This window comes from Sphingomonas trueperi (genome assembly GCF_011927635.1).
GTDB classification, from domain to species: Bacteria; Pseudomonadota; Alphaproteobacteria; order Sphingomonadales; family Sphingomonadaceae; genus Sphingomonas; species Sphingomonas trueperi.
Map to the genome: position 1 here is coordinate 154,792 of NZ_JAATJB010000003.1, position 13,929 is coordinate 168,720.

Genomic DNA, 13,929 nt, shown 5'->3' on the forward strand with positions numbered 1-13,929 from the left:
ATCGATCGAACGCGCCCCGCTTCGCGGCTCCACCGCGGCTGCCGTGTTCCCGGCAACTTGTGTGATCCAGACTTTACCATAATCCGCTCGCGCGTCGAGTATATTCATTCCGAAAATTGAATATGTTTAATTGTGTTTGCCTTTCACTAGCCTTCTAAACGACTTGTTCATGACTTTGCGGACGTGCGCGAACGTTGGCGCAGGCGTGGCAAGGGGGGCGGCTCGGGTCTGTTGCCTCTTTACGCCTCGGCCCGGGTCGATACACCAGCCGCCGCCGGCCATCGGGTGCCGGCAGGCGGAGTGTTGGATGCGCAAATGGATGCTGGGCGTTGCCGGGATGGCGATCGCGATGGGGGTGAGCATGGCTGATGCCGCGGCGCAGGCGCAAACGGGCCAGTCGCTGACGTTGCAACGGATTTTCGGCAGTCCTTCGCTGGACGGCCCGGCACCGCGCGCCGTACAGCTCTCGCCCGACGGCAGGTATCTCACCCTGCTGCGCAACCGCGACGACGATCGCGAGCGCTACGACCTGTGGGCGCTGGATACCGCCAAGGGCCAGTGGCGGATGCTGGTCGATTCGAAGACGCTCGGCTCGGGCGCCGAACTGTCCGAAGCCGAGAAGATGCAGCGCGAACGCGCCCGCATTGGCGGCACCAAGGGCATCGTTTCCTATGACTGGGCGCCCGACGGCCAGTCGATCCTGGTGCCGCTGGATGGCGAGTTGTTCCGAGCGCGCCTGAACGGTCGGGTCGACAAGCTGCCCGCCGCGGCCGGCGCGAAGCTCAACGCGGCACTGAGCCCGGCGGGCCGGTTCGCCAGCTATGTGCAGGACCAGAATCTGGTCGTCATGGACCTGGCCAGCGGCAAGGCCATCCGCGTCACACAGGACGGCGCGGGGACGGTGCATTGGGGCGAGGCCGAATTCGTCGCGCAGGAGGAAATGGCGCGCCGCGACGGCTATTGGTGGGCGCCTAACGACGCCTATGTCGCGGTCGAGCGCTTCGACGAGGCACCCGTCGGCATCGTCACCCGCGCCGCGATCGGTGCCGAGGGGACCAGCATCGTCCAGCAACGCTATCCCAAGGCCGGCACCGCCAATGCGCTGGTCGCGCTCTATGTGCTCGATCCCATGGGGCAGAAACGGGTGAAGGTGGATCTCGGCCCGGATTCCGACATCTATCTTGCCCGCGTCGACTGGGCGGCGGACGGCAAGACGCTCTACGTCCAGCGCCAGAATCGCGCGCAGACCCAGCTCGACCTGCTCGCCGTCGACCCCGTCACCGGCGCCACGCGCGTGCTGTTCAGCGAGCAGGCGGCGCCGAAGAGCTGGATCAACCTCAGCTTCGGCCTCAAGCCGCTCGACGATGGCAGTCTGATCTGGTGGTCCGAGCGCGACGGCCACGGCCATCTCTATCGCTGGCAGGCGGGCACCTTCACCCAGCTGACCAAGGGCGCATGGGAAGTGGCGCCGGACGGGATCAGCGTCGACCAGAAGCGCGGGCGCCTCTACTTCCAGGGCAACAAGGACGATCCGCTCGAACGGCATCTCTACTGGATCGACTATCGCAAGCCTGCCGCGATCACCCGGCTGACCGAGCGCGGCTGGTGGAACGCCGCCAGCATGGATGCCAGCGGCACCCGCGCGATCGTCAGCCGATCGAACCCCAGCCAGCCGCGCCAGGTCTATCTCGCCGATGCCGATGGCAAGCGGATCGCCTGGGTGCAGGAAAACGCGGTCGGCGATGCCGGCCACCCCTACCATCCATACCTCGCGGCGCATCGCGAGCGGACCTTCGGCACGATCAAGGGCCCGGACGGCACCGAGCTGCACTGGGAGATGATCACCCCCAAGCTGGAGCCCGGCAAGCGCTACCCGGTATTCTTCCAGCATTATGGCGGCCCGCATGTGCAGACGGTCAGCCGCGCCTGGGGCGGTTCGCTCCAGCAATATCTGGTGCAGCGCGGCTATATCTGGTTCCAGATCGACAATCGCGGCTCGGCCAATCGCGGCGTCGCCTTCGAAAGTGCGATCTGGCAGGCGATGGGCAGCGTCGAAGTCCAGGACCAGCTGGCGGGTGCCGCCTATCTGAAGTCGCTGCCCTTCGTCGATCCGAAGCGCATCGCCACCTATGGCTGGTCCTATGGCGGCTACATGACGCTGAAGATGCTGGAGGCCGCGCCCGGCACTTTCGCGGCAGGCGTCTCGGGTGCACCGGTGACCAAGTGGGAGCTCTACGACACCCATTATACCGAGCGCTACATGGGCGATCCGCGCCAGGTGCCGAAGGCGTACAAGGCCGCCAGCACCTTGGGCGACGCGGCGAAGATCGCCGATCCGCTGCTGATGATCCACGGCATGTCGGACGACAATGTCGTACTGGAGAACGGCACTGCAATGTACGCTGCGCTCCAGCAGCAAAAAGTGCCGTTCGAGATGATGCTCTATCCTGGACAGACCCACCGCGTCGGCGGGGCGGGGATCAGCGAGCATCTGTGGAATACTATCCTGAACTTCCTTGATCGCGCGTTGACCAAGTAACAATCCAATAATACAATAGGATACGTAAAACTCCGGGGGCGGGTCGCGGCAATGCGGCACGCCCCACCTTCTATAATGCGCAGGTGGGATATCTGCGCGCCTCCGGGCCGCGCCTTGGAGGAAATGAGCGTGCAATTCCTGGCAAATCTCAAAATACAGTTCAAGATCATGATGATGCTTGGCTTGCTTGGCATCGTTACCCTGGGCGTCGCCTGGTATGGCGGGCGAGTCATGCAGTCGATCGACAATGGCTATTCGCAGCTGACCGACGTGAAGATGCCGGACACCGCCAAGCTGATCCGCGTCAATCGCCTCGGCTTCGCGATGATGTACAGCGGCTACAAGACGCTCGCCTATGACGGCGCCTCGTCGCAGGCGAAGAAGGCGGCAGCGGACGAGCTCGACGCGTACAAGCAGGCGAAACAGTATCTGAACGAAGTGGCCGCCACCGAAAAAGATGCAGCCGCCGACGTTCAGGCGATCGAAGCGGTGCTGGACGAGCTCCAGTCGCAGGTCTTGCCGGCCGTCGAGATGGGCCTTGCCAACAACAACGCGGCTGCGCAGGTGCAGCTCGCCAAGGCCGATCGTCTGGCGGAAGCGCTCACCAACAAAACGCGGGCGTACAATGATCGCCGCGTTGCGGACGGCAAGGCGCAGTCCGATGCCATGAGCGCGACCGTTGCCGGTGCGGTGTGGATGCTGCTGGGCGTCGCCCTGGTCGCGGTCCTCGGCGCGATGGGTCTGGCGGTCTTCGTGACCCGAGGGCAGATCTCGGGTCCGCTGGAGCGGCTGCAGGACTCGATGCGGGGTCTTGCAGGCGGCAACAATCATGTCGAGGTGCCCGGCACCGAGCGCGGCGACGAGGTCGGCAGGATGGCCAAGTCGGTGCTCGTCTTCAAGGAAGCCGCGCTGCGCCAGGAAGAGCTGGCCGAGGCCAAGAAGCGTGCCGATGCCGCGCAGCAGATCGTCGTCGAGACGCTCGAGGATCGCCTGGGCAAGCTCGCCGGCGGCGACCTGACCGCGTCGATCGAAACGCGCTTCGATCCCGAATATGAAGGGCTGAAGCAGAACTTCAACGCCGCCGTCAACTCGCTGCGCGAACTGATCACCGCAGTGATCGAGAGCGCCGAGACGATCTCGACCGGTTCGGCCGAGATCGCCCAGGCCAGCGAGGATCTCGCGCGTCGTACCGAAGGTGCTGCGGCCAGCCTCGAGGAAACTTCGGCCGCCGTCCACGAGATGGACCAGCGCATCAAGGCAACCGCCGCCGCCTCGACCAAGACCGTCGAGCGCGCCACCGGTGCGATCGGCGTGGTCGACTCCGGCCGCAGCGTGGCGGACGAGGCGATGCAGGCAATGAGCCGCGTGTCGGAAAGCGCCAAGGGCATCGACAACGTCATCGAAGGCCTCGACAAGATCGCCTTCCAGACCCGCGTTCTCGCGATGAACGCGGCGGTGGAAGCCGGCCGGGCAGGCGAAGCGGGCCGCGGCTTCGCGGTCGTCGCCGACCTCGTCTCCGCCCTGGCGATGCGTGCCGAGGAGGAAGCCGGCCGCGCCCGCGACCAGCTGACCGCGACGCAGACCGACATCAATGCGGCGGTCGACATGGTTCGCCGTGTGGACAGCGCGCTCGGCGCGATCGTCGGCGACGTCAACGAGGTCCACTCGCTGCTCGAGACCATGGCCCAGGACAACCAGGTCCAGGCCACCGCGGTCACTCAGGTGGCGACAGCGGTCAACAGCATCGACCAGACCACCCAGCAGAACGCCGCGATGGTGGAAGAGACCTCGGCTGCCGCGCGCAACCTCAGCTCGGAAGTCCGCTCGCTGACCGAGCAGGCCTCGCGCTTCAATGCGGGTGACCGCAGCCACCGCAAGCCGGTCCGCTCGAAGGTACATGCGCTGCCGGTGGCTTCCAACCCGGCGCATGCCGCAAGCGTCACCACCGTGCGCTCGACCGGCGCCGAAGTGGAGGAGTGGGCGAGCTTCTAAGCCTCCCTTCTTTGCACTCGACGCGCAGTTGACCACAGTCTAGGCTCGCTTTCGTCTTGGGACGGGGGCGAGCCATGGCGTTGGAGGGGGTGGCGCAACTCGCGCCCGTACAGGGCGGGGCGCGGATCGACGTGCTCGATATCTTGCGTGGACTCGCCATCCTCGGCATCTTTTTCATGAACATTCCATTCGAAGGCCAGACGGCGGTGACGATGCTGCTCGGCCCGCAGATCATCGGCTGGACGCCGCTCGACCGATGGAGCTGGACCTTCGTCGAGGTGGTGCTGGAGGGCACCCAGCGCGGGGTGCTCGAGATCCTGTTCGGCTGCGGCCTGATGGTGCTGGCGGCGCGGGCGATGCGGCCGGACGGGCCGGTGGCGGTGGCCGACCTCTATTGGCGGCGCAACCTGTGGCTGCTCGGCTTCGGGTTGCTCGACATCTTCGTGTTCCTGTGGACCGGCGACATCCTCCACATCTACGCGCTGGCCGCCTTGTTCCTCTTCCCGTTCCGCCTGCTGGGGCCGCGCGTGCTGCTGGCGCTGGGATCGCTGTTCGCGCTGGGCATGGCGGTGACCGGCGCGTCAACCTATGCCGAGCGGGCCGCACTGGTCGCGGCGGTGCCGGTCATCGAGCAGAAGCTGGCCGCCCACCAGCCGCTGACCCAGGACGAGCAGGCCAAGCGGAAGGATTGGCAGACGCTGCTCGCGCGGCGGGCGACCGATGGCGAAGAGGTCAAGAAGGTTCGGGAGATGGAGAAGCAGGGCCATGGCGGCGGCTTCCTCGCCTACGCCGCGATGAACATCGGCTTTTATGTCGAGTTCATGCTGCCCGAGCTGGGGCTGGCGATTGCCGAGGCCTTTTGCATGATGCTGATCGGCATCGCGCTGTGGAAGTGGCGGGTGGTGCAGGGCGGTCGCAGCACGCGCTTCTATGCGATCCTGATGCTGTGTTGCTACGTGCCGGGCATGCTCGCACGCGGGATCGGGGCGCAGGAGATGCTGTCGCCGGTGCCGATCGTCCACACAGCCTGGATCACCGAGGAGCCGGCGCGGATCCTGGCGTCGATCGGCCATGTCGCGCTGGTCAATCTGATCGTGCGCAGCGGGGTGGGGCAGGCGGTGCTCGCGCCGTTCAAGGCGGTGGGCCGGACGGCCTTCTCGCTCTATTTCCTCCAGCAGTTCATCGCCATCTACATCCTGTTCGCGCCCTGGGGGCCGGGGCTGTTCGGCAAGCTCGGCTGGAGCGGCCTGTACGGCGTGGCGCTGGCGGTGCTGGCGTTCGAGGTGGTGCTCGCCAATCTCTGGCTGCGCACCTTCGCGATGGGGCCGATGGAATGGGCGTGGCGGTCGCTTGCCTATGTCCAGCGGCAGCCCTTCCGCCGGCCGCGCCCGGGGGCGGGGGATGGCGTGCTCGCCGCGGCATGAAGTTGCGCGAAATTGGGCTCGCCACGCAGCTTTCTTTCTGCTAGCGGAAGCCGCGATGCTTCGAAAACGCGCCAAATCCACGCGAATTACACCGCGCCCGTAATCCGGGCGCGATAGCTGCGCTTTATGCAGCGAAGCAGCGGAATGCTGGTGCATTCCACCCTCCATCCCCACTAAAGAGCCTCCACGCCGCAGGTGTCGGCGCGGGCAAGAAAGAGGTACAAATGGGTTACCGTGTCGTCGTCGCAGGCGCCACCGGCAATGTCGGTCGCGAAATGCTCAACATCCTGGCCGAGCGGGAATTCCCGATCGACGAGCTCGCCGTGCTGGCGTCGTCGCGCTCGACCGGCGACATGGTCGACTATGGCGAGACCGGCAAACAGTATAAGGTCCAGAACATCGAGCATTTCGATCCCACCGGCTGGGACATGGCGCTGTTCGCGATCGGCTCCGAAGGCAGCGCCAAGTACGCGCCGAAGTTCGCCGCCGCCGGCTGCACGGTGATCGACAATGCCTCGCTCTACCGCATGGACCCGGACGTGCCGCTGATCGTGCCCGAGGTGAACCCTGAGGCGATCGACGGCTACAAGGCGCGCAACATCATCGCCAACCCGAACTGCTCGACCGCGCAGATGGTGGTGGCGCTCAAGCCGCTGCACGACGCTGCCAAGATCAAGCGCGTGGTGGTCGCGACCTATCAGTCGGTCTCGGGCGCGGGCAAGGCGGGGATGGACGAGCTGTTCAACCAGAGCCGCGCGATCTTCGTCGGCGACCAGGTGGAGCCGGCCAAGTTCACCAAGCAGATCGCGTTCAACGTGATCCCGCACATCGACAGCTTCCTCGACGACGGCTCGACCAAGGAAGAGTGGAAGATGGTGGTCGAGACCAAGAAGATCCTCGATCCCAAGATCAAGGTGACCGCCACCTGCGTGCGCGTGCCGGTGTTCGTCGGCCATTCGGAAGCGATCAACCTCGAGTTCGAGGGCGAGCTGTCGGCGGAGGACGCGCAGAAGATCCTGCGCGAGGCGCCGGGCATCATGCTGGTCGATAAGCGCGAGAATGGCGGCTATGTCACGCCGATCGAAAGCGTCGGCGAGTACGCCACCTATGTCAGCCGTGTGCGCGAGGATTCGACCGTGGAGAACGGCCTGTCGCTGTGGTGCGTGTCGGACAATCTCCGCAAGGGCGCGGCGCTGAACGCGGTGCAGATCGCGGAACTGCTCGGCCGGCGGCACCTGCAGAAGGCCTGATCTTTAGCGTTTCCTCCCCCGCTTGCGCGGGGGAGGAAACGCTCAGTTCAAAGCCGCGGCAGGGTTACCCCGCGCTGGCCCATGTACTTGCCCGCCCGGTCGGCATAGCTCGTCTCGCAGGGCTGCTCGCCCTTGAGGAACAGGAACTGGCAGGCGCCTTCATTGGCGTAGATCTTGGCCGGCAGCGGGGTGGTGTTGGAGAACTCCAGCGTCACATGGCCCTCCCATTCGGGCTCCAAGGGCGTGACGTTCACGATGATCCCGCAGCGCGCATAGGTCGACTTGCCGAGGCAGATCACCAGCGTGTCGCGCGGTACCCGGAAATACTCCACCGTCCGCGCCAGCGCGAAGCTGTTGGGCGGGATCACGCAGACATCGGTCTTACGGTCGACGAAGCTGTTCGCGTCGAAATTCTTCGGGTCGACCACCGCGCTGTCGACATTGGTGAAGATCTTGAACTCGTCGGCGACGCGGGCGTCATAGCCATAGGAGGAGAGGCCGTAGCTGATGCAGCCTTCGCGGCGCTGGCTCTCGACGAAGGGCTCGATCATGCCGTGGTTGAGCGCCTGCTCGCGAATCCAGCGGTCGGATAATATGGACATGGGCGCGGGTAGTGCGGGGCGGGGCGGCCCCCGTCAAGCGGACCGCCGCGCAAACCGGTTCTCCTCCCCGCTGCCGCAGGGCGGGGAGGGATCGATCAGAGTTTGCTCAGCACATATTCCGCCGAGCTGACCTCGAACGCGCCCGGCGCCTCGACGAACAACTGCTCGACGACGCCGTCGTTGACGATCATCGCGAAGCGCTGGCCGCGCGTGCCCAGGCCGAAGGCCGAGCCGTCCAGCGTGAGGCCCAGCGCCTCGGCGAAGGCGCCATTGCCGTCGGCGAGCATCGTCACCTTGTCGGCCACGCCATTGGCCTCGCCCCAGGCCTTCATTACGAAGAAGTCGTTGACTGCGGTGCAGGCGATCTCGTCGACGCCCTTGGCCTTGATCGCCTCGGCCTTTTCGACGAAGCCCGGCAGGTGCTTGGCCGAGCAGGTGGGGGTGAAGGCACCGGGCACCGAGAACAGCGCGACCTTGCGGCCGGCGAAATAGGCGGGGGCCTGGACCTGGTCCGGACCCTCGGCGGTGACCTTGACGAGCGTGGCGTCGGGGATGCGATCGCCGGTCTGGATCGTCATGCTGTTCTCTCCTTGTACGAATCCTGCGACCGCACGGCCGCGCCGCCTCCATCGCATCCCGCGCAACAAATTCAAGCGTGGCCCGTAGGGAGGGCGAACGATATGGTGGATAGCATGGATTCGACGCCTTCCCTTACCGGCCAGTTCCTGCTGGCCATGCCCGGCATTGGCGACCTGCGCTTCGAGCGCGCGGTGATCGCGATGTGCGCCCATGATACCGAGGGCGCGCTGGGCATCGGCATCGGCGCGACGATCGAGGGGCTGGGGCTGCACGATCTGCTCGAACAGTTCGAGATCGATCCGGGCGACGTGCCCGACGTGCCGGTGCATTTCGGCGGCCCGGTCGAGCCGCGCCGCGGCTTCGTGCTCCACTCGGCCGATTGGAGCGGGCAGGACACGATCGACGTCGCGGGGCGCTGGCAGCTCTCCGGCACGATCGACGTGCTGCGCGCCATCGCCGAAGGAAAGGGCCCCAGCCGCTGGCTGGTCGCGCTCGGCTATGCCGGCTGGGGCGAGGGGCAGCTGGAGACCGAGCTGACCCGCCATGGCTGGTTCAACACGCCCGCCAATCTGGCGCTGCTCTACGACACCGATGTGTACGAGCGCTGGGCCGAAGGCTTTGTCGGCGCGGGCATCGATCCGCGGCTGCTGGCAAATAGCACGGGTACCGCTTGAATTTGGCCGAACGGCATATAAAGATATCTTTATATTAACATTGCGCGCCTGACCCGAAGGGGCTAGGGGGCGCACCCATGCGGCCGGGAGGAATCCCGGTGCGCCAGCATTTGCCTGCAACTGGAGAAGCAGCCCGTGGCTAAGAACGACTATGTCATCAAGGACATCGCCCTCGCCGATTTCGGCCGCGCCGAAATCAACATCGCCGAGACCGAGATGCCCGGCCTGATGGCGCTCCGCAAGGAATTCGGCGCATCGCAGCCGCTCAAGGGCGCGCGCATCACGGGTTCGCTGCACATGACGATCCAGACCGCCGTGCTGATCGAGACGCTGACCGCGCTCGGCGCGCAGGTCCGCTGGGCCACCTGCAACATCTTCTCGACGCAGGACCACGCCGCCGCCGCGATCGCCGCGACCGGCGTTCCGGTGTTCGCAGTGAAGGGCGAGAGCCTGGCCGACTATTGGGACTATGTCGGCGACATCTTCAACTGGGGCGCCGATGGTGACGGTACCACCGCCAACATCATCCTCGACGACGGCGGCGACGCCACCATGTTCGCGCTGTGGGGCGCCAAGCTCGAAGCCGGCGCGACGCTGGGCGAGCCGGAGAATGACGAGGAAGTCGAGTTCCAGCGCGCGCTCAAGGCCTTCGTCGCCAAGTATCCGGGCTATCTCACCAAGACCGTGCAGAACCTGAAGGGCGTCTCGGAAGAGACCACCACCGGCGTGCACCGCCTGTACGAGATCGCCAAGAAGGGCGAACTGCCGTTCCCGGCGATCAACGTCAACGACAGCGTCACCAAGTCGAAGTTCGACAACCTCTATGGCTGCAAGGAATCGCTCGTCGACGCGATCCGTCGCGCCACGGACGTGATGCTCGCCGGCAAGGTTGCCGCGGTCGCCGGCTTCGGTGACGTGGGCAAGGGCTCGGCCCAGTCGCTGCGCAACGGCGGCGCCCGCGTGCTCGTGACCGAAATCGATCCGATCTGCGCGCTGCAGGCGGCGATGGAAGGCTTCGAGGTCGTCACCATGGACGAGGCCGTCAAGCGCGCCGACATCTTCGTGACCGCCACCGGCAACGCCGACGTGATCACCGCCGATCACATGAAGGCGATGAAGCCGATGTCGATCGTCTGCAACATCGGCCACTTCGACAGCGAGATCCAGATCTCGGCGCTGTCGAACTACAAGTGGACCGAAGTGAAGCCCGGCACCGACCTGGTCGAGTTCCCGGACGGCAAGCAGATAATCGTGCTCGCCAAGGGCCGCCTGGTGAACCTGGGCTGCGCCACCGGCCACCCGAGCTTCGTGATGTCGGCCAGCTTCACCAACCAGACGCTGGCGCAGATCGAGCTCTGGACCAAGGGCGAGAACTACAAGAACCAAGTCTACGTCCTGCCGAAGCACCTCGACGAGAAGGTCGCCGCGCTCCACCTCGAGAAGCTGGGCGTGCACCTGTCGAAGCTGAGCGAGAAGCAGGCGGCGTATATCGGCGTGCCGGTCGAAGGCCCGTTCAAGCCGGACCATTACCGCTACTGATCGACGCGAAAGCGCCGCTTTTCCGGAAGGTCGTTCCCGCAAGGGAGCGGCCTTTCGCCGTTCCAGGGGTGTTACAATTGTGTGGCAGAACGGCAACGCTATCCGGAGAACCGTGCATATTGTGTCCGTGGCGGCCACGGACGGGGGGAGTTGCGCGTTGCTGGAAATGATTCTGCAAAATCGGTAATATCCCAGATGCTTCGATGGGCTGGACCGGCAGCAGAACCGTACCAAAGTGTACTGGGAAAAGGGGTTCGTTCATGCGTTTCAAGGTTTTCGGCCGGAGTCTCGGCCTGCGTCTCACCGCTTCCGTCGCCGCGATTACGCTCGCGCAGCTTGCCACCCCCGCGCTCGCGCAGACCGATGCGCCTGCCGGCCAGGACGACAGCGGCGCCCAGGCGCAGGAGCCGGCCGAGATCGTCGTCACCGGCTCGCGCATCGCGCGTCCAGAGTTCGATACGGTCCAGCCTACCCAGGTGGTCGGCGCCGCGCAGATCGAATCGCGCGGCTACACTAATGTCGGGCAGGCGCTGCGCGAGATCCCCGCCTTCGGCCCGCCTGGCAACAGCTCGGTCGGCGCGCAGTCGTCGTTCGGCCCGTCGCAGACCTTCGTCGACTTCTTCGGTCTCGGCAGCCAGCGTACGCTGGTGCTGGTGAACGGCCGCCGCTTCGTCTCGTCGAACACCGCCAGCATCTTCGGCCCGGTGAACCCGGGTACCCAGGTCGACCTCAACAACATCCCGACGACGCTGGTCCAGCGCATCGAGACCGTGGCGATCGGCGGCGCGCCGATTTACGGCTCGGATGCGATCGCGGGCACCGTCAACATCATCCTCAAGAAGGATTATCAGGGCCTGGAGGTCGGCGGCCAGTATGGCGTGTCCGAGCGCGGCGACGCGCCCGAAGCACGGCTGAACTTCCTAGCCGGCAAGAACTTCGCCGAGGGCCGTGGCAACATCGTGGTGTCGGGCGAATACAACCACACCAGCGGCCTAGTCGCCAATGATCGCGCGATCACCGCGCGCGGTAATTTCTTCGGTACGCCGCCGGCGTCGGCTGGCTCGCCGTTCGCGCGCCTGCTCTACCCGCAGCAGCGCTATTCGGCGTTCACCTCGGGCGGCGTGCCTTTCGTGGATGACGACTATTCGGTGCAGCGCTCCGGCCTCCAGAACGCCGCTGGCCAGTATCTGCAGTTCGGCCCCAACGGCACGCTGGTGCCGCTCGACCTCGGCACCGTGCTGCGCCAGGGTTACATCAGCAGCGGCGGCAATGGCTTCAACCTGCCGGCGCAGAACAACCTGCTGACCAGCTCGGAACGCTACATCGCCAGCGCCCAGCTCAACTATGCCTTCACCGATCATATCCGCTTCTTCGGCGAAGGCTGGTACACGCACACCAAGGGCGTGAACCTGATCGATCAGCCCAACTATAACACGGCGCTGTTCGACGCTGCCGGTACCCCCGACGGCAACCTGATCGTCTCGCTCGACAATCCGTATCTGAACGCCGCGGACCGAGCGACGATCGCCTCGCAGCTGCCGGCTGGCCAGAACGAGTTCTATGTCGGCCGTGCGCTGAACGACCTCACCACCGGTCGCGCGGAAGCGCGGATCGAGACCTATCGCTTTGTCGGTGGCCTCGCGGGCGACTTCGGTATCGGCGACCGCAACTTCACCTGGGAAGCGTCGGTCAACTATGGCCGTTCGCAGACCCGCGGCCGTAACTACGAGCTCGACAACCAAAACTTCTTCAACGCGATCGACGCGGTCGCGGACGCCAGCGGCAACATCACCTGCCGCCCCGGCGTGACCAACTCCACTGCCGACACCATCAGCAAGACCTGCGCGCCGCTGAACGTCCTGGGCTCGGGCCAGGCGAGCCAGGCCGCGCGCGACTATATCTTCGCGATCGCGCGTCCGGTCTCGACCAACGAGCAGCTGGTGTTCAACGCCAACGTGACCGGCGCCGTGGCCAAGCTGTTCGGCAACGACGTGAGCATCTCGGCGGGCTATGAGCATCGCCGCGAGAAGACCTCGTTCGATCCGGGCAGCTTCTATTACGGCCAGGACAATGGCGACGGCACCCGCACCCAATATGGGCGCAGCATCCCGATCGACCCGATCAGCGGCCGCTTCCACACCAACGAAGCGTTCGGCGAGCTCGTCGTTCCGTTCGTCACCGCACAGAACGGGATCAACTGGCTGAAGACCGTCGAGTTCGACGGCGCGGCGCGCTATGTCGACAACTCGCTGTCCGGCGGCGACTGGGCCTGGACCGCAGGCGGCCGTCTCGGCTTCATCTCGGACCTGACCTTCCGCGGCAACTACACGCGCTCGATCCGCTCGCCCGCGATCACCGAGGCGTTCAACCCGACCTCGCGTGCGTTCGACAACGGTCGCGATCCGTGCGACGCGAATTATTCGACCAGCGGCCCGAACCCGTCGGTGCGCCAGGCAAACTGCCGCGCCGCCGGCATCGACCCGACCACCTTCGTGTCGAACTACAGCAACTTCACCATTCCGGTGACGGTGTCGGGCAATCCCGGGCTGCGCAACGAAGTGGCGAACAGCTGGACCGTCGGCGCGATCGTGCAGCCGCGCTTCGCAAAGAGCCTGACGGTGGCGGTCGACTGGATCAACATCAAGCTGAAGGACGCGATCGTCTCGCTGGGCGGTGACGACATCCTCAACGCCTGTTATGATTCATCCTCCTATCCGAACAGCTTCTGCGGCCTCGTCACGCGTGACGTGAACGGCCAGATCACCGGCATCCAGGAAGGCTATTACAACGCGTCGTCTTACGAGACGACGGGCCTGACGGTCACGGCCGCCTATCGCCTGCCGCTGTCGCGGCTCGGCATGTCGAGCAACGGCGTCGCCGGGCTGTCGGTGAACTATTTCTACCGCGACAAGCTGCAGCAGCGCGTCGGCATCGGCGACATCAACCATCTCGCGGGCGAGATCGGCTATCCGCATCATTCGGGTACCGCCAACCTCACCTATGAAGGCGATCGGTTCAACGGCCTGATCCAAGCCCAGTACATCGGCAAGGGCGCCTATGACGTCGACGAGGCGGCGAACGCCCGCAATATCATGGGCGTGAGCGACTGGTGGGTGTTCAACGCGACGTTGGGCGTGCGCGTGAACCAGCAGTTCGGCATGAAGCTGATCGTCGACAATGTGTTCGACGTGAAGCCGCCGTTCCCGGCGCCGGCCGGTGCCGGCACGACCACCTACTTCTCGGGCATCCTCGGTCGCTACGCGCGTGTGGCGGCGAGCGTGAAGTTCTGAGTCACGGCCAGAAAACAGGTGCAGAAGGGGTCCGGCATCG

Annotated in this window: 9 protein-coding genes; 7 read left to right on the plus strand and 2 right to left on the minus strand. The window is 65.4% G+C overall.

Annotation, left to right across the window (positions count from 1 at the left end; genetic code table 11):
- The first annotated feature begins 307 nt into the window (after positions 1-307).
- The 4 genes from GGR89_RS06575 (at position 308) to GGR89_RS06590 (ending at position 7,205) form a co-directional block, all read left to right on the plus strand.
- The gene (locus tag GGR89_RS06575; protein WP_125973386.1) at positions 308-2,539 is read left to right on the plus strand and encodes a S9 family peptidase; all 2,232 of its coding nucleotides are present in this window, start codon (positions 308-310) and stop codon (positions 2,537-2,539) included.
- 123 nt (positions 2,540-2,662) lie between these two features.
- Positions 2,663-4,531 carry a methyl-accepting chemotaxis protein gene (locus GGR89_RS06580; protein ID WP_125973384.1) on the plus strand — a complete coding sequence of 623 codons (1,869 nt, stop codon included), beginning with the start codon at positions 2,663-2,665 and terminating at the stop codon, positions 4,529-4,531.
- 74 nt (positions 4,532-4,605) lie between these two features.
- The gene (locus tag GGR89_RS06585) at positions 4,606-5,955 is read left to right on the plus strand and encodes a DUF418 domain-containing protein (protein ID WP_125973382.1); all 1,350 of its coding nucleotides are present in this window, start codon (positions 4,606-4,608) and stop codon (positions 5,953-5,955) included.
- Positions 5,956-6,179: 224 nt separating this feature from the next.
- Positions 6,180-7,205, plus strand: a complete 1,026-nt coding sequence (locus tag GGR89_RS06590) for an aspartate-semialdehyde dehydrogenase (RefSeq protein ID WP_125973380.1) — start codon at positions 6,180-6,182, stop codon at positions 7,203-7,205.
- Between the two features lie 47 nt (positions 7,206-7,252).
- Here the strand turns inward: GGR89_RS06590 and dcd are convergent, their stop codons facing one another.
- Together dcd and GGR89_RS06600 are read right to left on the minus strand one after the other, a co-directional pair.
- A complete protein-coding gene (gene dcd / locus GGR89_RS06595) occupies positions 7,253-7,807 on the minus strand; it encodes a dCTP deaminase (protein WP_010543264.1) in 555 nt (184 codons plus the stop codon).
- Between the two features lie 95 nt (positions 7,808-7,902).
- The gene (locus GGR89_RS06600) at positions 7,903-8,385 is read right to left on the minus strand and encodes a peroxiredoxin (protein ID WP_125973378.1); all 483 of its coding nucleotides are present in this window, start codon (positions 8,383-8,385) and stop codon (positions 7,903-7,905) included.
- Positions 8,386-8,499: 114 nt separating this feature from the next.
- Here GGR89_RS06600 and GGR89_RS06605 point away from each other — a divergent pair, with 114 nt between their 5' ends.
- The 3 genes from GGR89_RS06605 to GGR89_RS06615 all read left to right on the plus strand — a co-directional run bounded on the left by GGR89_RS06605 (position 8,500) and on the right by GGR89_RS06615 (position 13,889).
- Entirely contained in the window at positions 8,500-9,060 is a 561-nt protein-coding gene (locus tag GGR89_RS06605; RefSeq protein ID WP_125973376.1) for a YqgE/AlgH family protein, read from the plus strand.
- Between the two features lie 120 nt (positions 9,061-9,180).
- The gene (ahcY, locus tag GGR89_RS06610; RefSeq protein WP_125973374.1) at positions 9,181-10,599 is read left to right on the plus strand and encodes an adenosylhomocysteinase; all 1,419 of its coding nucleotides are present in this window, start codon (positions 9,181-9,183) and stop codon (positions 10,597-10,599) included.
- 260 nt (positions 10,600-10,859) lie between these two features.
- A complete protein-coding gene (locus tag GGR89_RS06615) occupies positions 10,860-13,889 on the plus strand; it encodes a TonB-dependent receptor plug domain-containing protein (RefSeq protein WP_125973372.1) in 3,030 nt (1,009 codons plus the stop codon).
- Positions 13,890-13,929 lie beyond the last annotated feature (40 nt).

Coding starts and splice junctions, on each gene's coding strand:
- GGR89_RS06605 (WP_125973376.1), top strand. CDS start 8,500: ATGGATTCGACGCCTTCCCTTACCGGCCAGTTCCTGCTGGCCATGCCC.
- dcd (WP_010543264.1), bottom strand. CDS start 7,807: ATGTCCATATTATCCGACCGCTGGATTCGCGAGCAGGCGCTCAACCAC.
- GGR89_RS06575 (WP_125973386.1), top strand. CDS start 308: ATGCGCAAATGGATGCTGGGCGTTGCCGGGATGGCGATCGCGATGGGG.
- GGR89_RS06600 (WP_125973378.1), bottom strand. CDS start 8,385: ATGACGATCCAGACCGGCGATCGCATCCCCGACGCCACGCTCGTCAAG.
- GGR89_RS06590 (WP_125973380.1), top strand. CDS start 6,180: ATGGGTTACCGTGTCGTCGTCGCAGGCGCCACCGGCAATGTCGGTCGC.
- GGR89_RS06580 (WP_125973384.1), top strand. CDS start 2,663: ATGAGCGTGCAATTCCTGGCAAATCTCAAAATACAGTTCAAGATCATG.
- GGR89_RS06585 (WP_125973382.1), top strand. CDS start 4,606: ATGGCGTTGGAGGGGGTGGCGCAACTCGCGCCCGTACAGGGCGGGGCG.
- GGR89_RS06615 (WP_125973372.1), top strand. CDS start 10,860: ATGCGTTTCAAGGTTTTCGGCCGGAGTCTCGGCCTGCGTCTCACCGCT.